Raw genomic sequence first — 20,386 nt, 5'->3', positions numbered from 1 at the left:
CTTTGCCATTCCGGCGAAAGCCGGAATCCATGCGGGGCGTCCGCCCCTTCGTGTGGATTGCGGGTCAAACCCGCAATGACAAATCCTGTCAGCGGTGCGCGATCGCCTGCTGGTACAGGCCGCGCACCTTCGGGATGTTGTCGCGCAGGCGTTGCAGGCGCTCGGGACCGGACGGGTGCGTCGACATCCAGGCAGGACCGCCGTTGCCGCCCTGCAGCTGGCCCATCTTCTCCCACAGCGACACCGCGGCATCGGGGTTGTAACCCGCGCGGGCGCCGATCTCCAGGCCGACGAGGTCGGCCTCGGTCTCGTCGCCGCGCGACCACTTCAGCGAGATCAGCTGCGCGCCGATGCCCAGCCCCATCTGGCCCAGTTGACCCAGCCCGAGGATCTGCGACAGCACGGACACGGCGACACCGGTCCCCTGCTCCTTGGCGACGCGCGCCCGCGCGTGCTCGCGCAATGCGTGGCCCATCTCGTGGCCGATCACCATCGCCGCTTCGTCCTCGGTCAGCTTCAGCTTCTCGAGCAGGCCGGTGAACACGGCGATCTTGCCGCCCGGCATGCAGAACGCGTTCACGTCCGAGCTGCCGATCAGGTTCACTTCCCAGCGCCAGTTGCGCGCGCGGTCGTTGAAGCGCAGGCCGGCGGGGATCTCGCGCGCGGCGATCGCGCGCAGCTTCTGCAACGAGGCGTTGTTCTCCGGCGCCAGCGCACCCTTCTGCCTGGCCTCGGCCAGCATCTGCGAGTACTGCTGCGCGGACGCGGCCTCGATCTCCTCCGCGGGCACCAGGCCCGCGGCCCGCGACGACTTGCCGACGTCGACCTGCGCCAGCGCGGACTCCGCAGCCGCGGCTCCCGCCACCGCGAGGAAGCCGCGCCGGGACCACGCCGAAGCGCGGGAGAAGCAGAACTGGCACATGAGGGCCATGATACAAACGACGAGCCCCCTCCATGTCAGAGCAAGCCTCCACTCCATCCCAGCCATCGCCTGCATCGACGCAGGCGCCCGCCCGCAAGAGGGGCTCCGCGATGGACGTGCTGCGCGCACTGCGCCGGCCCAAGGTCGCGGTCATGCTCGCGTTGGGTTTTTCGTCCGGCCTGCCCTTCCTGCTGACCGCCAACACGTTCGGCTACTGGCTGCGCGACGAAGGCACCAGCCTGATCGCCATCGGCTTCATCTCCTGGGTCGGCTTCGCGTACGCGTTCAAGGTCTATTGGTCGCCGCTGGTGGACCGCCTCGACGTGCCGCTGCTCGGCCGGCTCGGCCGGCGGCGCGGCTGGATGCTGCTGTGCCAGCTGCTGGTGATCGCGGGCTTGCTGGGCATGGCGGCGGTCGGGGTCAAGGCCGGCCTCGCGGTGATCGGCGCATTCGCGCTGCTCACCGCCTTCGCGAGTGCCACCCAGGACGTGGCCATCGATGCGTGGCGCATCGAGGCCGCCGACGGATCGGAAGAGGTCGGCCTGATGACCGCGGCCGCACAGCTGGGCTACCGCATGGCGCTGCTCGTCACCGATGCCGCCATCATCGCGGCCGCCGCACGCGTCGGCTGGCCGGTGTCGTACACGGCGATGGCGGTGCTGATGGCCATCGGCCTCGTCGCCACCTTCTTCGCGTTCGAGCCGCAGCGCGCCGACCAGGTGCTGCACGAGAAGCCGCCGCTGTGGACGCATCGCGGGCTGGTGGATGCGCTGTTCGGCCCCTTCATCGACTTCTTCCACAAGCACAAGCTCACCGGCCTGCTGATCCTGCTGGCGGTGGCGCTGTACCGCCTGCCCGACTTCATCATGGGCCCGATGTACAACCCGTACTACCACGACCTGGGCATCAGCAAGGACACCGTGGCGGTGGTGCGCGGCTCGTTCGGCCTGGTCGCCACCTTCGTCGGTCTTGCGGCGGCTGGCCTGAGCGCGATCCGCATCGGCCTGTTGCCGACGCTGGTCGTCGGGCTCGTGATCCAGGGCATCGGCACCGCGGCGTTCGCGCTGCTGAGCGTCTGGCCTGGCGACGCCGTGTTCGCCGTCGTGATGTCGCTGGACGCGTTCGCGCAATCGTTCGCCGGCGTCGCGCTGGTCACCTACATGTCCAGCCTCACCAGCCTGGGCTACACGGCGACGCAGTACGCGATGTTGTCGTCCACCTACGCGCTGCTGGGCAAGTTCCTCAAGGGCTTCTCGGGCGCGGCGGTCGACGCGATGACGCCGGTGTACGGCTTGCTCGGTGCGTACTCGATGGCGTTCATCGCGACCGGCCTGACGGCGATCCCGCCGCTGGTGCTGTTCGTCCTGCTGTGGCGGCTGCAGCAGCGGCGCGCCGCGGCCGCAGCCTGAGCATCAGCCGCGTAGGCGCTTCACGAGTTCGTGGCGCTGCACCTTGCCCAAGGCGGTCTTCGGGAGTTGCTCCACGCGGAGCCAATGCCGCGGCAACTTGAAGCGCGCCAGCCGCGCGGCGAGATGCGCGCGCAACTCGTCGTCGCTCGCGCCTGACGCCGGCCGCAACACGACGGCCACCGCCACCGCCTCGCCCCAGTGCGCGTCCGGCAGCCCGAAGGCGGCGCATTCCAGCACCGCCGGATGTTCGCCCAGGACGGCCTCGATCTCGGCCGGGTGGATGTTTTCGCCGCCCGAGATGATCAGGTCCTTGGCGCGGCCGACGATCGTGCACGCGCCGTCGGCGTCGCGCGTCGCGAGGTCGCCGGTGTGGAACCAGCCCTGCGCATCGAGGGCCGGTTCGTCGGGCCAATAGCGCGCGACGACATTCGGCCCGCGCACCCATACCTCGCCGCCTTCGGCCAGTTGCATCTCGACGCCCGGCGCCGGCCAGCCGCACGACCCGACGCGCTGCATCGCCTCCTGCGGCCCGAGCGCGATCGAGAACGGACCGGTCTCGGTGGCGCCGTACACGTTGCACACCGGCACACCGCGGGCGTGGAAGGCGTGCAGCAGCGACGCGGGCAGCAGGCTGGAGCCAGCCCACACCGCGCGCAGGCTGGACAGGTCCGTGTTTGCCCAAGCCGGATGCTCGATGAGCGCCTTCAGCGTCGCCGGCACTTGCAGCGTCAAGGTGGGGCGCTCGCCGGCGATGGCCTGCAAAGTCGCATCCGGCATGAAGCGCGGCTGCAGCAGCACGGTCGCGCCGGCCGACAACGCGGGCAGCGTCTGGATGCACAGCCCGCCGACGTGGAACAGCGGCAGCACGGTGAGCACGCGGTCCCGCGGCGTGATGGCCTGCACTTGGGCGGCGATGCGCATGTTGGCCACCAGGTTCGCTTGCGTGTGCACGGCGGCCTTGGGCCGGCTGGTGGTGCCGGAGGTGAACACCAGCAGGGCCGGTACGCTGGCGGCTGCACGGTCCTCGTCCATCGGATCAACCGCCGCGTCGAGTTCCGCGGTCGCATGCAAGGCATGCGCGCCACCGAGCGCCCTCGCCGCTTCGGCAAAGGCCGCGTCATGCACCAGGCAGCGCGGCGTGCAGGCATCGAGCTGCTGCTGCCATTCCGCGGGCGCCAGCCGGATGTTCAGCGGCAGCAGCATCGCGCCGACACGCGCCAGCGCGAACAGCAGCACCAGCAGCGCGGGGTCGTTCAGCCCCAGCCACGCGACTCGGTCGCCGGCCTGCACGCCCCACTGCCGCGACAGCAACGTGGCGACACGTCGTGCACGCGTGTCGAGCGCCGCATACGTGATGCGCTCGTCGCCGAAGTGCAGCGCCACCGCATCGCCACGCAGGCGCGCCTGCTGCTGCAGCACCTGCGCCAGCGTGCTCGGGTCGGATCCGGCAACGGCCATTTACCTAACTTTACCCGTGGGACAAGCGGCAGCACGGCGCACGCAGGATGCTGGCCGCTCGCTACGATGCCGCCCATGCAGCACCTCCTGATGATCGAAGACGATGCCCGTCTGGCCCAGATGGTGGGCGAATACCTGGAGCGTTCGGGGTTCGGCGTCACGCACGCGCCGGACGCCACCGCGGGCCTTTCCCGCTTGCAGCAACCCGCCGACGGCAAGCTGCCGGACCTGGTCGTGCTCGACCTGATGCTGCCGGACCTCGACGGCCTCGAGGTGTGCCGGCGCATCCGCGCGATGGACGGCGACGTCGCCCGCGTGCCGGTCCTGATGCTCACCGCCAAGGGCGACCCGATGGACCGCGTGGTCGGCCTCGAGCTCGGCGCCGACGACTACCTGCCCAAGCCCTTCGAGCCGCGCGAGCTGCTGGCGCGCATCCGCGCCGTGCTGCGCCGCAAGGGCGAAGGGGCTGCTGCGCCGACGCCGGCGAAGCGCATGCGGTTCGGCTCGCTCGAGATCGACCGCGACGCGCGCACCGTCAGCGTCGGCGGCGAGCCGCGCGAGCTCACCGCCTACCAGTTCGACCTGCTGGTCGCGCTGGCCGAGCGCTCCGGCCGCGTGCTCACGCGCGACCAGATCATGGAAGCGGTTCGCGGCCGCGAGCTGGAAGCGTTCGACCGCTCGATCGACGTGCACATGGGCCGCATCCGCGCCGCGATCGAAGCCGACGTGAAGAACCCCAAGCGCATCCTCACCGTCCGAGGCGTCGGCTACGTGTTCGCGAAACAGCAGGATTGACGTGAGGATCCCGCTGTACATCCGCATCTGGTCCGCGGTCCTGGTATCGGTCGCCGTGCTGACGCTGGCGGCCGGCTGGCTGTTGCACCAGATGGCGGAGGACCAGCGGCCGCAGCCGCGCGACGTGATCATCCGCGGCGGCGACGGCGAGGTGCTGGGCCAGGCTCGGACCAGCCCGGTGCGCGTGCCGGGCCAGGGCGTGGAGTTCCAGGTCGCCATGAACGACGGCCGCGTGGTCACCGTGCAATTGCCGCCGCGCCCGCGCGCGCCGGGCGAGGCGCCGCCGCCGATGCGCGGGCCGTGGGGCCGCGGCAGCACGCCGTGGCTGCTGATGCTGGCCATCGTCGGCTTCGCGGTCGCGATCGCCACCTACCCCATCATCCGCCGCCTCACGCAGCGGCTGGAGCTGGTACGCCGCGGCGTCGAGCGCTGGGGCCAGGGCGACCTTGGCGCGCGGGTCGAGGAAGCCGGCAACGACGAAGTTGCCGTGCTCGCGCGCCGCTTCAACCAGGCGGCCGAGCGCGTCGAGTCCATGGTGCGCAGCCACAAGTCGCTGCTGGCCAACGCGTCGCACGAACTGCGGTCTCCGCTGGCGCGCATCCGCATGGGCCTGGAGCTGATGGAAGGCGCGCCGACGGACTGCCAGCGCCGGGAAATGCTGCGCAACATCGGTGAGCTGGACCAACTCATCGAGGAAATCCTGCTCGCCAGCCGCCTCGACGCGAAGGAGACCGACATCGGCACCTTCGAAGACGTCGACCTTACCGGGCTGGCGGCGGAGGAATGCGCGCGCATCGACGCGGAGCTGGAGGCGTCGGGCGATCTGGTGGTGCGGGGCGTGTCCAAGCTGTTGCGCCGCGCGATCCGCAACCTGCTGGAGAACGCGCGTCGCTACAGCGACGGCCCGATCGACGTGCAGTTGCGCCAGGAAGCCGGCATGGCGATGGTGCGCGTGTGCGATCGCGGTCCCGGCGTGCCGCCGGAGCAGCGCGAGCGCATCTTCGAGCCGTTCTATCGCCTGCCGGGTGCCAGCGAGCGCGAGGGTGGCGTCGGCCTGGGGCTGGCGCTGGTGCGATCGATCGCGCAGCGCCACCACGGCAGCGTGCACTGCGAAGGCCGCGACGGCGGCGGCGCCTGCTTCGTGCTGCGCCTGCCCGCCTGACGCTGGCTCGGCAGGAGGGCGCGGGCTACACTGGAAGCATGCAAACGCCTGCCCGCCACGCGGTCGTGATCGCGGGGGCGCTGCAGCGGGCCGAGGCCCTGTTGGCCGATCACGCACCGCTGCGCCAAGTGCTTGCCGCCCTGACCGCGGCGGTCGAAACCCTCTCCGACGGCGACACCGTCGCTTCCATCCTGGTCCTCGATGCCGAGGGCCTGCTGCGCAACGGCTGCTCGCCGAGCCTGCCGGCCGACTACCTGGACAGGATCGACCGGCTGAAGCCGGACCCGCACGTCGGCACCTGCGCCGCGGCGGCCGCCACGGGGCAGATCGTGCTGACGCCGGACTTCGAAGCCGACGAGAAGTGGACCGAACTGCGTCACCTGCCGATGGCGATCGGCTTCCGCGGCGCCTGGAGCTTCCCGCTGAAGTCGTTGACCGGCGAGGTGATCGGCACGTTCGGGACGTACTTCCGGCAGCGGCGCTCGCCGACGGCGCAGGAGATCGCGGACGTGACCGCGCTCGCGCCCGTCGCCGTCCGCGCGATCGCCGCAGCCTGATCCACTACTCCTTGGTGGCGCGGCTGGCGCGCTGCGACTCGCTCATCTCGCGCTTGCCGTTCGGCTGCTTGTTGCCAGTCGCCTGCCGCGCTGCTTCGGCACGCTGCTGCTGCTTGGGCTGCTGGCGCTTGCTGTTGTCGTTGGAGCGGGACTTCTTGCTCATGCTGCATCGCTGGTCGAGTGGAGGACCGCGCAGCTTCCGGCTCGCGGCCCGATGCGTCTGTCGGGCGCTGCGCGCCGCAGGCGTAGGACATGCCGCGCGAGTCTCGCGACGAGCCACGGCCGGGCAGCTGCCGCCATCGGCTGACAGTCAGGTCGGTGCAGCGCCGAGGACCGCCGCATGGCCACCGTGCCACGCTGCAGCGATGTACTACGTCATCGAAGCGGTGCGCTGGTCGCCCGACGGCAACATCTCGCACGTGCGCTGGCGCGAGGTGGACGCCGACGACGGCGACGTGATCACCAAGTCCGAGCCGAAGGACGTGCAGGTGGTGCACGCCGCGGACACGTGCCGCGAGCACGAGGTCCGCGTGTACGTCCCGGGTCCCATCGGCCGGTTCTTCAAGTTGAAAGCCTGCACGCAGGGCATCGAAGCCGCGGCGGACGAGCACGGCACGCCGCTGCGCGAGCGCATGGCGCACCTGCCGCAGTTCTGACACCCTCCGCGGCGATCCGCTCCTTCAGGCCCGGCGTCACCGCTGCGGCTTCAGCCAGCGGCTCGGCCTCCAGGGCCATGCAGCAGGACCACGCGGCCGGCGTTCACCAGCGCGCCGCGACCGACAGCCGCAGCATGTCCTGGGCGGTGAAGTTCACCTTCGGGTCCCAGGCCGCGCGCAGGGACCAGCGCGGCCAGTCGTAGGTGACGGATGCGCCCAGGCGACGGATGCGCTCGCCATCGACGTCGCCGCGCTTGGCGAGCACGTCGAAGGTGAGCTTTTCGCCGTCGCCGCGATCGACCTTCCAGTTCAGGTGCAAGTGGCGCTGGTCCGGGTGCTCGCGGTTGTCCGCCACGAGGATGACCTGCACCTGCTGGCCGTCGGTGCGATGGCCGGCGGCCAGCATCACCATGTCGTTCGGGTCGAAGTTCAGGTTCACGTAGGGCCGCAGGTTGGTGCGCCCGGCGCCCGCGCCGACGAACCAGGTGTCACCCGCTTCGGCATACAGGCTGCCGCCGCGAAAGCCACCGGAGGCGACCTGCACCGAAGGCTGCACGCGCAGCGGACCGACGTCGAAGAAGCGGTCCCATCCCGCGCGCCACTGCGTCAGCCCGCCGTGGTCCTCCCCGTACCAGCCGATCCACGCGTTGCCGAAGTCGCCCGACCGGCGCAGGTTCAGGTCGAGCGCTCGCGCGTTCGGCTCGCCGCCGCCCGACAGCGTGTACACGCCGGTGGTGAGCTTCCACGGGCGCTCGTCGGCGCGGCCGCTGGGATCTTCCGTCGCTGACGCGCCGGTGGCGGCAAGAAGGGAGACGAGGATCGCGGCACGCAGCATGCCGCGATCATGCCGCAGCTAGGCCGGCCAGGACGGCAGCGGCGCGCCCGCGCTCCTCTGCGCCGGCGTGTGCGCGACGTTCATCAGCCACGACACCATCACGAAGTAGCCGACCAGCGTCACGAGTTCGACCACCGCGGGTTCGCCGAACTGCTCGACCGCGCGCTGGTACGTCGGGTCGCTGAGCCCGTTCGTGTGCAGCAGCTCGTGGCACGCGTCGTAGGCGGTGGCTTCGTCGGTCGCCAGCGGCTGCGGCCGCGCGCCCTGGCGCAGCAGGTCGATCGCCGCGGCACTCACACCGGCCTGGATCGCGAGCGGGGCGTGCATGTGCCATTCGAACTGGTTGCCGACGTGACGCGACGCAGCGCAGATCGCCAGTTCCCGGATGCGTGCCTCGAGGCTGCCCTTGAAGCGCAGGGTCTCGCCCAGCGCGGCGACGCGATCGAGCAACTGCGGCGCACGCAGCAAGGGCAGGAACGGCCCGAACACGCCCTTGCGCGGGCCGTCGATCAAGGCTTGTGCCGCGGCGCGCTGCTCGTCGGTCATCTGCTCGCGCGCGGGGAGCGGCAGGCGCTCGCGCCACGGCGTCGTGCCGCCCTGGCGCAGCGCGGGATCGGTGTCAGCGGACATGGGAAACCTCCGGGAATCGGGACAGGGATACGGCGCGCCAGAGCCAGGCGGCCGTGAGGAAGAGACTCGCCGCACCGGCCTGCAGCGCGAGGTCGAGGCCATGGTCGGGCGTGACGTGCAGCAGCGCGGTCGACAGCAAGGGGCCGACGATCTGGCCGGTGGCAAAGCCCGACGTCATGCGCGCGAGCATGCGTGGCGCATCGTGCGCCGCACGGGCGCGCATTTCCTGCACGCCCGCGAGCGTCGCGACCATGAAGGTGCCGCCCACCAGCAGCGCCGACAGGCCGATGCTCCAGCCGCTCAGCCACACGCTGGGCAGAAGCACGCCGACGCCCATGAGCGCGTGCGAGACAGCCCACACCTGCAGCCGGGACACGCGGCGCAGCACGCGCGCGGCAACGATGGTGGAGATCGCAGCGGTGATGCCGAACACCGGCCACGCGAGCCCGAACAGCCGCGGATCCTGCACCACCGAGCGCGCCATCACCGGCAGGAACGTCGCCGGCAGGATGTAGCCGAAACCGAACACCGCGTAGCACGTGACGAGACCCCAGCCGCCGTCGACCTTTGCAGCCGCTTGCGTGGCTGCCGCCGCGCGCGGCGGTGCCGTCGGCGTGCGCACGCGGCGCAGCACCAGCAGGACGGGCAGCAGCAGCACGCCGGCGAGCGCGGCGAGTTGCAGCCACAGCGCTCCGGCGCTCCAGCCTGCCGCGCCGCCCACGAGGCACTGCAGGCCGGCAAGTGCGATGCCGGTGCCCACGCCCGCGTACAGCGCGCTCGACCACGTGGTGTCGGCGCGCTGCGCCAGCGCGGTCAGGCACCACACGCTGGTGCCGACGAACGCCCAGGCGCTGGCGGCACCGCCGAGGAAGCGCAGCAGCGCCCACCACGCGACCGGACCCGGGATCGCCATCGCACCGGTGAGCAGCACCGTCAGCGCCAGCGCGATGGCCGCGAGCCGCGTGCCGGCCCAGCCAGTGCGCGCCGCCGAGAGCGCACCCAGCAGGTAGCCCGCGTAGTTCGCTGCCGCGATCCAGCCGCCGGCGGCGACGTCCACCTGTCCCTCCTGCAGCATGAGCGGCAGCATGGGCGTGAACGCGAAGCGGCCGATGCCCATCGCGACCGCGAGCGACAGCAGGCCGGCAAGCCCGAGAGCCCAGGTCGGCGGATCCCGGCGCGCGGCGTCCATGGTTGTCATGGCCTCCATTGCAGCCCAGAATGGCCCCGATGCACAAATGAATTTTCGAGAAGGATCGTTCTTCCCATGAGAACCCTCGACCTCGACTCGCTGGAGATCTTCCGTACCGTGGTGCAGGAAGGCGGCATCATCCGCGCCGCCGGGAAGCTCAACCGCGTGCAGTCCAACGTCACCACGCGCATCAAGCAGCTGGAGCAGCGGCTGGGCACGACGCTGTTCCGGCGCCAGGGCCGCAGCATCGTGTTGTCCCCTGAAGGCGAACTGCTGCTGTCGTACACGCAGCGCCTGTTCAGCCTGGCCGACGAAGCCGAGAGCCGCCTCAAGGAAGGCGGGCCGATGGGCGCGTTGCGCATCGGGTCGCTGGAGAGCACCGCCGGCAGCCGGCTGCCGCCGATCCTCTCGCGCTACCACCGGCAGCATCCCGGCGTCGTCGTCGAACTGGCGACGGGCACCACCGCGGCACTGATCCAGCGCGTGAACAACTTCGAACTGGAGGCCGCGTTCGTCTCCGAACCGTTCACCGCGCCCGGCTTGCAGGCGATGAAGGTGTTCGAGGAGGAACTGGTGCTGATCACCGCGAAGGACGTGACCAGCGTGCGGCGCGCCGCGGACCTGGCGGGCTTGACGCTGATCGCGTTCGCCAGCGGCTGCTCGTACCGCAAGCGGGTCGAGGAGTGGCTGGGCACGGCCGCCGTGATGCCGGCGCGCACGATGGAATTCGCGTCGTACCAGGCCATGATCGCGTGCGTCGCCGCGGGCACCGGCTTCGCCATCGTGCCGCGTTCGCTGCTCACCGCGCTGCGCGCGACGCACGACGTGCGCCAGCACGAGTTGCCGGCGCGCGTGCGGCGCAACCACACGCACCTGGTGTGGCACGGCACGCCGTCGTCGGCGCTGGCGCAGCTTCAGGCGCTGCTGGCCGACTGACGCAGCAGCTGCGCGACGCGTTGCGGCGCCACGTCTTCCAGGCAGCGGTGATGCCCCAGCGGGCACTCGCGCTGGAAGCACGGCGCGCAGTCCAGCGGCGGCTGGTACGTGGGGTCGTCCTTCAGCCACACGACCTGCGCGCGATCGTTCAGTGGCGGCGTGTGCAGCGGGCTCGACGAGCCGAACAGCGCGACTTGCGGGACCGCCAGGGCCGCCGCCACGTGCATCAGCCCCGAGTCGTTGCTGGCCATCGCTTGGGCGCCGGCGATCAGCGCGAACGCCTGTTCCAGCTTGGTCTGCCCGGCGAGATTCAAGCAGCGCGCGGACGGCGCGCCCTGCACGATCCGGTCGGCGACCTCGCGGTCCTTGCCCGATCCGAGCAGCACGATCGGCACGTCGAGCGAGGCGGCCAGCGCCGCGTAGTGCTTGTCGGGCCAGCGCTTGGAGGGCCCGAATTCGGCGCCGGGCGCGAACACGACGTAGCCGCGCTCCTGCAGGCCGTGCGCCTGCAGCGCCGCTTCCACTTCGACGCGCGGCACGTGCAGCCGCGGCCGGTCCTGCTCGAGGCCGTCGCGATCGCCCGACAGCGCCGAATAGAACGCCACCATCGGCGGCTTGTTCGCGGGGTTCTTCAGGCGGTGCGTCAGCAACCCGACGCGCGCTTCACCGAGGTAGCCGATGCGCTTGGGGATGCTGGCCAGGAACGGCAGCAACGCGCTCTTGAGCGAGTTGGGCAGCACGTACGCGGCGTCGAAGTGGCCTTCGAGATCACGGGCGAGTCGCCGCCGCGCACCGAACTGCAGGCCGCCATGCTGGAACGGAAACTCGATCACGCGGCCCACTTCCGGCATCGCGCGGTAGACCGGCGCGACCCACGGCACCGCGCCGACGGTGAGGTCCTCGCCGCGGTGCCGCAACCGGCGCAGCAGCGGCTCGGTCATCACCGCATCGCCGATCCATTGCGGGGCGATGACGAGGGAGCGGGTCATGGGTGGAGTTTGTCATTGCGGGCTTGACCCGCAATCCATGCCTGGATCGGCATGGATGCCGGGGCAGGCCCGGCATGACAACGCGTGGTTCAGTGGCCGCCGCCCACGTGCTCACCCGCACGCAACTGGTACACCGTGCCGCAGTACGGGCACTTGGCGGCGCCGCCGCCGTGCGCGATGTCCAGGAACACGCGCGGGTGCGAATTCCAGATCTTCATGCCGGCCATGGGGCTCGGGCAGAAGATGCCGCCGTTGCCATTCAGGTCCTTGGCGCCGATCTCGACCGGGGCGTCCTTCATCTTGGGTGCGTCCATCGTCAGACTTTCGTGAGCCAGTGGGCGTACTTGGGATTGCGGCCATTCACGATGTCGAAGAAGGCCGCCTGGATCTTCTCGGTCACCGGGCCGCGCGAGCCGATGCCCAGCTGCACGCGGTCGAGTTCACGGATCGGCGTGACTTCGGCGGCGGTGCCGGTGAAGAACGCTTCGTCGGCGATGTAGACCTCGTCGCGCGTGATGCGCTTCTGCACGATCTCGATGCCCAGGTCCTTGGCGATGTGGAACACCGTGTTGCGCGTGATGCCGTTCAGCGCACCGGCCGACAGGTCGGGCGTGTAGATCACGCCGTCCTTGACGACGAAGATGTTCTCGCCCGCGCCTTCGCTGACGAAGCCGGTGCTGTCCAGCAGCAGCGCTTCGTCGTAGCCGTCGTCCACCGCTTCCATGTTGGCGAGGATGGAGTTGCTGTAGTTGCTGACCGCCTTGGCCTGCGTCATCGTGATGTTGACGTGGTGGCGGGTGTAGCTGGAGGTCTTGACGCGGATGCCGCGCTGCATGCCCTCTTCGCCCAGGTACGCGCCCCACGGCCAGGCGGCGACCATCAGGTGGATCCTGTTGCCCTTGGGGCTGACGCCCAGCTTCTGCGAGCCGATCCAGGTCAGCGGGCGCAGGTAGCAGCTTTCCAGGTTGTTGGCGCGCACGACCTGCTTCTGCGCCTCGTTGACCTGTTCCTTGCCGAACGGGATCTGCATGCGCAGGATCTTGGCGCTGTTGAACAGGCGGTCGGTGTGTTCCTGCAGGCGGAAGATCGCGGTGCCGTTGGCCGTGTTGTACGCACGGACGCCCTCGAAGGCGCCGCAGCCGTAGTGCAGCGTGTGCGTCAGGACGTGGATCTTGGCTTCGCGCCACTCCACCAGTTCGCCGTCCATCCAGATCTTGCCGTCGCGGTCGGCCATGGAGGGGATGACGCTCATTGCGGTGTTCCTTGCAGTCGGGTGAGCCGGCGATTTTACCGGCCGCCGATCAGGCGGCGGGTGGCTCAGCCGGAGCCTGGGCTGGCGCCTCGGTGGGGCGGTGCAGATCCCACTTGGCCAGCCGGCCGGCGGCGAACTCGCAGGTGACGTGCGACGCCGAGCCGTCGGTCCAGCGGTAGATCTCCGGCTGCGCGTCCTTGTCCGAGAGCTGCTCGCCCAGCGCGCGGGTGAGGCCGATCACGTGCAGCAGCGTCAGGCCGGGCTTGAGGCGGGCGTTGAGCATCACGGCGCTGTCGACGTAGCCGATCGGCCGCTTGGACGCGCGCTTGAGCACCTGCGTGAGCCGGGTGAAGTGCAGCAGCATCCACATCACGATGCCGCCCACCGCCAACGCGACACCGGCCCAGCCGTAGCTGCGCCAGGCAAATGCGACCAGCGCGGCGCCGGCAATGGGGACGAGGATGCGGCTGAAGTTCATGCCGCGATTGTCGGGGATCGCTAAAGCGCCCGAACGACCTCGAGCGCCTCCTCGATGCGGTCGACGGCGTGGATGGTCAGGCCTTCGATGTCGCGGGTGCCTTTCTTGGGTGCGTTCGCGCGCGGCACGATGGCCATCGAGAACCCCAGCTTGGCCGCTTCGCGCAGGCGCTCCTGGCCGCGCGGCGCGGGGCGCACTTCGCCGGCCAGGCCGACTTCGCCGAACGCGATGAACCCCTTGGGCAGCGGCTTGCCGCGCAGCGACGACGTGATCGCCAGCATCACGGCCAGGTCGGCCGCGGGTTCGCTGATGCGCACGCCGCCCACCGCGTTGACGAACACGTCCTGGTCCAGGCAGGCGACGCCGGCGTGCCGGTGCAGCACGGCCAGCAGCATCGCCAGGCGGTCGCGGTCCAGGCCGACCGACAGCCGTCGCGGGCTCGGCCCGCCGGTGTCCACCAGCGCCTGCACCTCCACCAGCATCGGCCGCGTGCCTTCCAGCGTCACCAGCACGCAGCTGCCGGGCACCGGCTCGACGTGCTGCGACAGGAAGATCGCGCTCGGGTTGGCGACGCCCTTGAGGCCCTTGTCGGTCATCGCGAAGACGCCGATCTCATTGACCGCGCCGAAGCGGTTCTTGATGGCGCGCACCAGCCGGAAGCTGGAATGCGTGTCGCCTTCGAAATAGAGCACCGTGTCCACCATGTGCTCCAGCACGCGCGGGCCGGCGAGCGCGCCTTCCTTGGTGACGTGGCCGACCAGCACGATGCAGGTGCCGCTGGCCTTCGCCGCGCGCGTCAGGTGCGCCGCGCACTCGCGCACCTGCGCGACCGAGCCGGGCGCCGACGTGAGCTGGTCGGAATAGACGGTCTGGATCGAATCGATCACCGCCACGGCGGGCTTGAGCTGCTGCAGCGTGCCCAGGATCTTTTCCAGCTGGATCTCGGCCAGCACCTGCACCTGCGAGTTGTCCAGCCCGAGGCGGCGCGAGCGCAGCGCGACCTGCGCGCCCGACTCCTCGCCGGTGACGTACAGCGTGGGCACCTCGGCGCGCTGCAGGCCGTCCAGCGCCTGCAGCAACAGGGTGGACTTGCCGATGCCCGGGTCGCCGCCGATCAGCACCACGCCGCCGTCGACGATGCCGCCGCCGAGCACGCGATCGAGTTCACCGATGCCCGTCGGCGTGCGCGCGACGTCGGCCGCTTCGATGTCGCCCAGCGCGGTAACCGCCTGCGTCGGCGCGAGGGCGGCGAAGCGGTGGCGTTGGCCGGCCGGCGTCTCGGCCACCGTTTCGATGAGGGTGTTCCACGCGCCGCAGCTCGGGCACTTGCCCTGCCACTTGGGCGTCGTGCCGCCGCACTCGGTGCAGCTGTAGGTGGTCTTCTCCTTGGCCATCGCGGGCAGTGTAGGCCACCCCTTCGTCGTCCCCGCGGAGGCGGGGACCCATCGCGTCCTCACATGCGGGAGGAGGCGGAAGCGATGGATTCCCGCCTGCGCGGGAATGACGAGGCTACCCTGCGCACTGCAAACTCACCGCCTGCAACGGCTTCTGCGTCGCCGGGTCGACCACCACCAGGTTCACGGCGCGTGGCGCATCGCCTTGCTTCGGCACCGTGCGCAGCGTCAGCTTCTGCGCGCCGGTGAACGCCGCCGTCGTCACGTACTGCCGCACGACGAAGTCGTGCTGCAGGACCTCGCCGGCGTTCTCGCCCGCCTTCACCTTGCTGGCGTGGCCATGCTCGGTGACGGTCCAGTACGCGCTCCAGCGCTGTCGATCATCCCCGGGCTCGATTTCCGCCTGCACTTCACCCACGACCGACTGCGCGAGGTGGATGCGCGCCTTCGCCGGTTCGCCGCGGGTGAGCAGCGCGGCGTCGTAGTCGCGCCAGTCCTGGCCGTTGCGCACCAGCTGCGGCGTGTAGATCGTCCCGAGGTGGTTTACCGAAGCGAGCTGCTTCTGCCGCTCGGTCCCCGCCGCCAGCGCGAACCGGTCGGCCCACCCCAGCTGGTCCCAGTAGCCGATGTGGAACGCCTGCGCGACCACGCGGCCCTCGGCCGCCGCGCGCTTCAGGCCACTGAGCCAGCGATCGGCCGGCGGGCACGAACTGCAGCCTTCGGACGTGTACAGCTCGATCACGGGCACCAGCTGGGGCCGCGACGTGGCCTCGCAAGTCGCTGCCAGCGCGGGCGCGACAGCGGCAGACAGGGCCAGCGGGAGGATGAGTTGGCGCATGCGTGGCACTCCTTCCATGTCCCCATGGGTCGGGACGAAGCGGCAAGTCTTACAGCCCGGGAGAACACCCGTTGACGGCGGGGCCGGGCCGATGGTTAACATGTTAAATATCGACATGGCCGCGACCACCGCCTTCCGCCACCGCAACCTGCCGCGCCTGCTGCTGCAGGCGCGCGAGGCCGTGATGGCGCACAACCGCCCGCGGCTGCGCGAGCACGGCCTGTCCGACCAGCAGTGGCGCGTGCTGCGCGTGCTGGGCGAGCACGGCACGGTGGAGACCGGCCGCGTCGCGCGCGAGGCCTACATCCTCGGCCCCAGCCTCACCGGCGTGCTGGCGCGCATGGAGCGCGACGGCCTGGTGCGGCGCGAGCGCGACCCCGCGGACCAGCGCCGCACCGTGGTCGAGGCGACCGCGAAAGGCCGCAAGCTCGTGGAGAAGCTGTCCAACACGGTCGAGGCGCACTACCAGTTCATGGAGCAGGCCATGGGCAAGCAGAAACTGGCGCAGCTGTACGCACTGCTCGACGAATTGATCGACCTGGAACAGCCGCAAGTGCAGCACCGGCGCGAGCTGCGCGTGGCGAAGGTGGCGTCATGAACTGGCAGCCGCGCGGAATCGTCTACGGCGTGTTGCTGAACAACCAGCGCGAGGCCGACGCGCTCGCGCCGCGCATGCACGAGAAGCCGTACCAGGGGTCGCCACGCGCGCCGATCCTCTACGTGAAGACGGCCAACACCTTCAGCGCGGAAGGCGCATGGGTGCGCACGCCGCGGCCGGTGGAGATCGGCGCCACCGTCGGCCTGGTGATCGGGGCCGGCGGCGCCGTCGTGCAGCACGTGCTGGTGAACGACTGGACGCTGCCCCACGCGAACTTCTTCCGCCCGCCGGTGAAGTTCAAGTGCCGCGACGGCTTCCTCGGCCTCGGCACGCCCGTCGCGCCGGTCGACATCGCCACGGCGAGCATCGACGTGCTGGTCAATGGCGAGCTGCGCCAGACCGTGCGCTTCGACGCGCTGGTGCGCCCGCCGGCCCGGCTGCTGGCCGACGTCGCCGAGTTCATGACGCTGCGCGAAGGCGACGTGCTGTTGGCCGGCTGCGACGTGGCGCGGCCGCTCGCGCAAGCCGGCGACCGTGTCGAGCTGCGCGGCGGTGCATTGGGCACGCTGGCGCAGCAACTGGTGGAGGAGGACGCATGAGGCACGCCCGCGTCCTGGTCGACGGCAAGCCGCAGCATGCGGTGGAACGCGATCGCGCCTTGCTGCTGGACGACGGCCGCGTGCTCGCCTTCGACGCCGCCACCTGGCTGCCGCCGGTGGAGCCGCTCGAGCGGGCGCGCACGATCCTGGCCCTGGGCCTGAACTACGCCGACCACGCCAAGGAGCTCGCCTTCAAGGCGCCGGAGGAGCCGCTGGTGTTCCTCAAGGGCGAGAACGCGCTCACCGGCCACCGGCAGGTCACGAAGCGCCCGGCCGACGTGAAGTTCATGCACTACGAGTGCGAGCTGGCGGTCGTCATCGGCCGCACGGCGCGCCGCGTCCGCCGCGACGCCGCCTACGACTTCATCGCCGGCTACACGGTGGCCAACGACTACGCCATCCGCGACTACCTCGAGAACTGGTACCGCCCCAACCTGCGCGTGAAGAACCGCGATGCGACGACGCCGCTCGGCCCCTTCCTGGTCGATCGCGACGACGTGCCCGACCCGATGGCACTGCAGCTGCAGACCACCGTCAACGGCGAGATCACGCAGCTGGGCAACACGAAGGACATGATCTTCGACGTGCCGTTCCTGGTCGAGTACTTCAGCAGCTTCATGACGCTGCAGCCGGGCGACCTGATCCTCACCGGCACGCCGGACGGCGTGGTCGACTGCCAGGTGGGCGACGTCGTCGTCACCAGCATCGAGCGCGTCGGCGCCCTCCAGAACACGATTGGATGACCGCATGCGCATCGACCACCTGATCGGCGGCAAGACCGTCCGCGGCAGCGACTACTTCGAAACGGTGAACCCGGCGACCCAGGAGGTGCTGGCCGAAGTCGCCAGCGGCGGTGAACGCGAAGTCGCCGCTGCCGTCGCCGCCGCCAAGGCAGCCTTCCCGACATGGGCCGCCCTGCCCGCGCCGCAACGCGCGAAGCTGATTCGCAAGCTGGGCGAGCTGATCGCGATGCACGTGCCCGAGATCGCACGCACCGAGACCAACGACACCGGCCAGGTGATCGCGCAGACCGGCAAGCAGCTGGTCCCGCGCGCGGCCGACAACTTCCACTACTTCGCCGAGATGTGCGTGCGCGTGGACGGCCACACCTACCCGACCGACACGCACCTGAACTACACGCTGTTCCATCCGGTGGGCGTGTGCGCGCTGATCTCGCCGTGGAACGTGCCGTTCATGACCGCCACGTGGAAGGTGGCGCCCTGCCTCGCGTTCGGCAACACCGCGGTGCTGAAGATGAGCGAGCTGTCGCCGCTGACGGCCGCGCGGCTGGGCGAGCTGGCGCTCGAAGCCGGCATCCCGCCCGGCGTGCTGAACCTCGTGCACGGCTACGGCCGCCAGGCCGGCGAGCCGCTGGTGCGCCACCCCGACGTGCGCGCGATCTCCTTCACCGGCTCCACCGCGACAGGCAACCGCATCGTCAAGGAAGCGGGCCTGAAGAAGTTCAGCATGGAACTGGGCGGCAAGTCGCCGTTCGTGGTCTTCGACGACGCGGACATGGACCGCGCGCTGGACGCCGCGGTGTTCATGATCTTCTCCAACAACGGCGAGCGCTGCACCGCCGGCAGCCGCATCCTGGTGCAGAAGAGCGTGTATGCCGACTTCGCGCGCAAGTTCGCCGAGCGCGCGAAGAAGATCCCGGTCGGCGACCCGCTGGACGACAAGACGATCGTCGGGCCGATGATCTCGCAGGGCCACCTGGCCAAGGTGCGCAGCTACATCGAGCTGGGCCCCAAGGAAGGCGCGACGCTGCTGTGCGGCGGCCTCGATGCGCCGCTGGTGCAGGGCCGCGTGAAGAAGGGCAACTTCGTCGCGCCGACCGTGTTCGCCGACGTCGACAACCGCATGAAGATCGCGCAGGACGAGATCTTCGGGCCGGTGGCGTGCCTGATTCCGTTCACCGACGAAGCGGATGCGATCCGCATTGCCAACGACACGCAGTACGGCTTGTCCAGCTACGTCTGGACCGAGAACATCGGCCGCGCCCATCGCGTGGCCGCGGCCATCGAAGCGGGCATGTGCTTCGTCAACAGCCAGAACGTGCGCGACCTGCGGCAGCCCTTCGGCGGCACCAAGGCGTCCGGCACCGGCCGCGAAGGCGGCACCTGGAGCTACGAGGTGTTCCTCGAACCCAAGAACGTCGCGGTGTCGCTGGGGTCGCACCACATTCCGCATTGGGGGGTGTGATGAAAACAAGAACTCCCAAACGCAGAAGTCACAGAACAGCGCAGAAGTCACAGAACGAATCCATCTTGAAATCTCTTCTGCGACCTCTGCGCTCCTTCTGCGACTTCTGCGTTTGGGGGTCCGCCTTCAGGAGCGCACGATGGGCACACTAGCACTCGCAGCCAAGATCACGCACGTTCCGTCGATGTACCTGTCGGAGCTCGACGGGCCGCGCAAGGGTTCGCGGCAGGATGCGATCGACGGCCACAGGGAGATCGGGCGGCGGTGCCGCGAACTGGGCGTGGACACCATCGTGGTGTTCGACTCGCACTGGCTGGTCAACGCGAACTACCACGTGAACTGCGGCCCGCACTTCCAAGGCCTGTACACCAGCAACGAGCTGCCCCACTTCATCAGCAACATGGCCTACGAGTTCCCGGGCCACCCGGACTTGGGGCGGGTGCTGGCGCGGGTGTGCAACGACTGGAAGGTCGAGACGCTCGCGCACGACCAGACGACGCTGGCGCCGGAGTACGGCACGCTGGTGCCGATGCGCTACATGAACGAGGACCAGCACTTCCGCGTGATCTCGGTGTCGGCGCTGTGCCAGGCGCACTACCTGAACGACAGCGCGCGCCTGGGCTGGGCGATGCGCCGCGCGGTCGAGGACCACTACGACGGCACCGTCGCCTTCTTCGCCAGCGGCTCGCTGTCGCACCGCTTCGCGCAGAACGGCCTGGCGCCGGAGTACGCGTTCAAGGTGTGGAGCCCGTTCCTGGAAGCGCTCGACCACGAGGTCGTGCGCATGTGGCAGGCCGGCGAGTGGCGCCAGTTCTGCGGCATGCTGCCCGAGTACGCGGCCAAGGGCCACGGCGAAGGCTTCATGCACGACACCGCGATGCTGCTGGGCGCACTCGGCTGGTCCGAGTACGACGGCAAGGCGGAAGTCATCACGCCTTACTTCGGCGCTTCGGGCACCGGCCAGGTCAACGCCGTGTTCCCGGTGACGCCGGTGCGCGGCGAGATGATCCCGCGCGCGGTCGCCTCGACCGCCGACGGTTACACCTCCATCGCCACCCGCCTGTGACCCCATGCCGCATTGCGTGATCCTCTACACCCCCAACCTCGAAGCAAAGGCCGAGGTCGGCGCGCTGTGCCGCAAGCTGGCCGACGCGATGCTCACCATCCGCGACGAGGCCGGCAAGCAGGTGTTCCCGACCGGCGGCACACGCGTGCTGGCCTACCCGGCCGCGCACTACGCGGTGGCGGACGGCAAGGACGACTACGGGTTCATGTACCTGAACATCCGCATGGGCGCCGGCCGCAGCCAGGCCGTGCAGCAATGCGCGGGCGACACGCTGCTGCAAGTGGTGAAGGACCACGTCGCGCCCTGGTTCGACAGCGAGCTGGTGGGCATCACGTTGCAGATCGACGAAAGCCCCGGCCAGGTCTACGACGGCAAGCACAGCACGCTGCACCCGCTGTTCAACAGATGAACCACCCCA

General features: G+C 70.0%; 24 protein-coding genes. 12 read left to right on the top strand and 12 right to left on the bottom strand.

The window, feature by feature from the left end; genetic code table 11:
• Positions 1-88: 88 nt before the first annotated feature.
• Positions 89-922: a M48 family metallopeptidase gene (locus I8E28_RS02615; protein WP_200786290.1), complete on the bottom strand. Its 834-nt coding sequence runs from the start codon at positions 920-922 to the stop codon at positions 89-91.
• 110 nt (positions 923-1,032) lie between these two features.
• Here I8E28_RS02615 and I8E28_RS02610 point away from each other — a divergent pair, with 110 nt between their 5' ends.
• Positions 1,033-2,331 carry an AmpG family muropeptide MFS transporter gene (locus I8E28_RS02610; protein WP_200786289.1) on the top strand — a complete coding sequence of 433 codons (1,299 nt, stop codon included), beginning with the start codon at positions 1,033-1,035 and terminating at the stop codon, positions 2,329-2,331.
• Between the two features lie 3 nt (positions 2,332-2,334).
• Here the strand turns inward: I8E28_RS02610 and I8E28_RS02605 are convergent, their stop codons facing one another.
• Positions 2,335-3,789 carry a class I adenylate-forming enzyme family protein gene (locus I8E28_RS02605; protein WP_200786288.1) on the bottom strand — a complete coding sequence of 485 codons (1,455 nt, stop codon included), beginning with the start codon at positions 3,787-3,789 and terminating at the stop codon, positions 2,335-2,337.
• Positions 3,790-3,855: 66 nt separating this feature from the next.
• Here I8E28_RS02605 and I8E28_RS02600 point away from each other — a divergent pair, with 66 nt between their 5' ends.
• The 3 genes from I8E28_RS02600 to I8E28_RS02590 are packed head-to-tail and all read left to right on the top strand — an operon-like array spanning position 3,856 to position 6,303.
• Complete coding sequence (locus I8E28_RS02600; RefSeq protein ID WP_200786287.1) at positions 3,856-4,584, top strand: response regulator; 729 nt, start codon at positions 3,856-3,858, stop codon at positions 4,582-4,584.
• Complete coding sequence (locus I8E28_RS02595; RefSeq protein WP_420850232.1) at positions 4,580-5,746, top strand: sensor histidine kinase; 1,167 nt, start codon at positions 4,580-4,582, stop codon at positions 5,744-5,746. Before I8E28_RS02600 ends, I8E28_RS02595 begins: the two co-directional genes overlap by 5 nt.
• Before the next feature lie 38 nt (positions 5,747-5,784).
• Positions 5,785-6,303 carry a GAF domain-containing protein gene (locus I8E28_RS02590; protein ID WP_200786286.1) on the top strand — a complete coding sequence of 173 codons (519 nt, stop codon included), beginning with the start codon at positions 5,785-5,787 and terminating at the stop codon, positions 6,301-6,303.
• 4 nt (positions 6,304-6,307) lie between these two features.
• Here I8E28_RS02590 and I8E28_RS02585 read toward each other — a convergent pair whose 3' ends face one another.
• Positions 6,308-6,466 (bottom strand): hypothetical protein, encoded by a 159-nt coding sequence (locus I8E28_RS02585; protein WP_200786285.1) that lies wholly within the window; start codon positions 6,464-6,466, stop codon positions 6,308-6,310.
• Positions 6,467-6,668: 202 nt separating this feature from the next.
• Between I8E28_RS02585 and I8E28_RS02580 the strand changes: the two genes are divergently transcribed.
• A complete protein-coding gene (locus I8E28_RS02580; RefSeq protein WP_200786284.1) occupies positions 6,669-6,959 on the top strand; it encodes a hypothetical protein in 291 nt (96 codons plus the stop codon).
• Between the two features lie 103 nt (positions 6,960-7,062).
• On the opposite strand, the gene I8E28_RS02575 is transcribed toward I8E28_RS02580, so the two are convergent.
• Genes I8E28_RS02575 through I8E28_RS02565 form a run of 3 tightly spaced genes read right to left on the bottom strand, consistent with a single transcriptional unit; the run spans position 7,063 to position 9,622 of the window.
• The gene (locus tag I8E28_RS02575; RefSeq protein WP_239027170.1) at positions 7,063-7,794 is read right to left on the bottom strand and encodes a hypothetical protein; all 732 of its coding nucleotides are present in this window, start codon (positions 7,792-7,794) and stop codon (positions 7,063-7,065) included.
• An 18-nt stretch (positions 7,795-7,812) separates the two neighbouring features.
• Complete coding sequence (locus I8E28_RS02570) at positions 7,813-8,424, bottom strand: carboxymuconolactone decarboxylase family protein (RefSeq protein WP_200786283.1); 612 nt, start codon at positions 8,422-8,424, stop codon at positions 7,813-7,815.
• Complete coding sequence (locus tag I8E28_RS02565) at positions 8,414-9,622, bottom strand: YbfB/YjiJ family MFS transporter (RefSeq protein ID WP_200786282.1); 1,209 nt, start codon at positions 9,620-9,622, stop codon at positions 8,414-8,416. Before I8E28_RS02565 ends, I8E28_RS02570 begins: the two co-directional genes overlap by 11 nt.
• Before the next feature lie 66 nt (positions 9,623-9,688).
• Here I8E28_RS02565 and I8E28_RS02560 point away from each other — a divergent pair, with 66 nt between their 5' ends.
• Positions 9,689-10,549 (top strand): LysR family transcriptional regulator, encoded by an 861-nt coding sequence (locus I8E28_RS02560; protein ID WP_200786281.1) that lies wholly within the window; start codon positions 9,689-9,691, stop codon positions 10,547-10,549.
• Here the strand turns inward: I8E28_RS02560 and waaF are convergent.
• From waaF to I8E28_RS02530, 6 genes are all read right to left on the bottom strand, one after another.
• Entirely contained in the window at positions 10,528-11,538 is a 1,011-nt protein-coding gene (waaF, locus tag I8E28_RS02555; protein ID WP_200786280.1) for a lipopolysaccharide heptosyltransferase II, read from the bottom strand. The two genes, I8E28_RS02560 and waaF, sit on opposite strands and share 22 nt — an antisense overlap.
• 89 nt (positions 11,539-11,627) lie before the next feature.
• On the bottom strand, positions 11,628-11,837 hold the full coding sequence (locus tag I8E28_RS02550; RefSeq protein ID WP_200790213.1) for a zinc-finger domain-containing protein: 210 nt from the start codon (positions 11,835-11,837) through the stop codon (positions 11,628-11,630).
• Positions 11,838-11,854: 17 nt separating this feature from the next.
• Complete coding sequence (locus tag I8E28_RS02545; RefSeq protein ID WP_200786279.1) at positions 11,855-12,790, bottom strand: branched-chain amino acid transaminase; 936 nt, start codon at positions 12,788-12,790, stop codon at positions 11,855-11,857.
• Positions 12,791-12,839: 49 nt separating this feature from the next.
• Complete coding sequence (locus I8E28_RS02540) at positions 12,840-13,268, bottom strand: glycerate kinase (RefSeq protein WP_200786278.1); 429 nt, start codon at positions 13,266-13,268, stop codon at positions 12,840-12,842.
• A gap of 20 nt (positions 13,269-13,288) precedes the next feature.
• Positions 13,289-14,662 (bottom strand): DNA repair protein RadA, encoded by a 1,374-nt coding sequence (radA, locus tag I8E28_RS02535; protein WP_200786277.1) that lies wholly within the window; start codon positions 14,660-14,662, stop codon positions 13,289-13,291.
• A 115-nt stretch (positions 14,663-14,777) separates the two neighbouring features.
• Positions 14,778-15,500 (bottom strand): DUF1223 domain-containing protein, encoded by a 723-nt coding sequence (locus I8E28_RS02530; protein WP_200786276.1) that lies wholly within the window; start codon positions 15,498-15,500, stop codon positions 14,778-14,780.
• Between the two features lie 115 nt (positions 15,501-15,615).
• Between I8E28_RS02530 and hpaR the strand changes: the two genes are divergently transcribed.
• The 6 genes from hpaR to I8E28_RS02500 all read left to right on the top strand — a co-directional run bounded on the left by hpaR (position 15,616) and on the right by I8E28_RS02500 (position 20,377).
• On the top strand, positions 15,616-16,098 hold the full coding sequence (gene hpaR / locus I8E28_RS02525; protein WP_200786275.1) for a homoprotocatechuate degradation operon regulator HpaR: 483 nt from the start codon (positions 15,616-15,618) through the stop codon (positions 16,096-16,098).
• The gene (locus I8E28_RS02520; RefSeq protein ID WP_200786274.1) at positions 16,095-16,697 is read left to right on the top strand and encodes a fumarylacetoacetate hydrolase family protein; all 603 of its coding nucleotides are present in this window, start codon (positions 16,095-16,097) and stop codon (positions 16,695-16,697) included. Before hpaR ends, I8E28_RS02520 begins: the two co-directional genes overlap by 4 nt.
• Positions 16,694-17,440, top strand: a complete 747-nt coding sequence (locus I8E28_RS02515; RefSeq protein ID WP_200786273.1) for a fumarylacetoacetate hydrolase family protein — start codon at positions 16,694-16,696, stop codon at positions 17,438-17,440. Before I8E28_RS02520 ends, I8E28_RS02515 begins: the two co-directional genes overlap by 4 nt.
• Positions 17,441-17,444: 4 nt before the next feature.
• Positions 17,445-18,902 carry a 5-carboxymethyl-2-hydroxymuconate semialdehyde dehydrogenase gene (hpaE, locus tag I8E28_RS02510; protein ID WP_200786272.1) on the top strand — a complete coding sequence of 486 codons (1,458 nt, stop codon included), beginning with the start codon at positions 17,445-17,447 and terminating at the stop codon, positions 18,900-18,902.
• A 139-nt stretch (positions 18,903-19,041) separates the two neighbouring features.
• The gene (gene hpaD / locus I8E28_RS02505) at positions 19,042-19,968 is read left to right on the top strand and encodes a 3,4-dihydroxyphenylacetate 2,3-dioxygenase (protein WP_200786271.1); all 927 of its coding nucleotides are present in this window, start codon (positions 19,042-19,044) and stop codon (positions 19,966-19,968) included.
• 4 nt (positions 19,969-19,972) lie between these two features.
• Positions 19,973-20,377: a 5-carboxymethyl-2-hydroxymuconate isomerase gene (locus tag I8E28_RS02500; protein WP_200786270.1), complete on the top strand. Its 405-nt coding sequence runs from the start codon at positions 19,973-19,975 to the stop codon at positions 20,375-20,377.
• Positions 20,378-20,386: the final 9 nt, after the last annotated feature.

The sequence above is a fragment of the Ramlibacter algicola genome (assembly GCF_016641735.1).
GTDB lineage: Bacteria > Pseudomonadota > Gammaproteobacteria > Burkholderiales > Burkholderiaceae_C > Ramlibacter > Ramlibacter algicola.
Note: the sequence above shows the minus strand (reverse complement) of the source record. Positions and strands in the feature narration are given on the sequence as shown.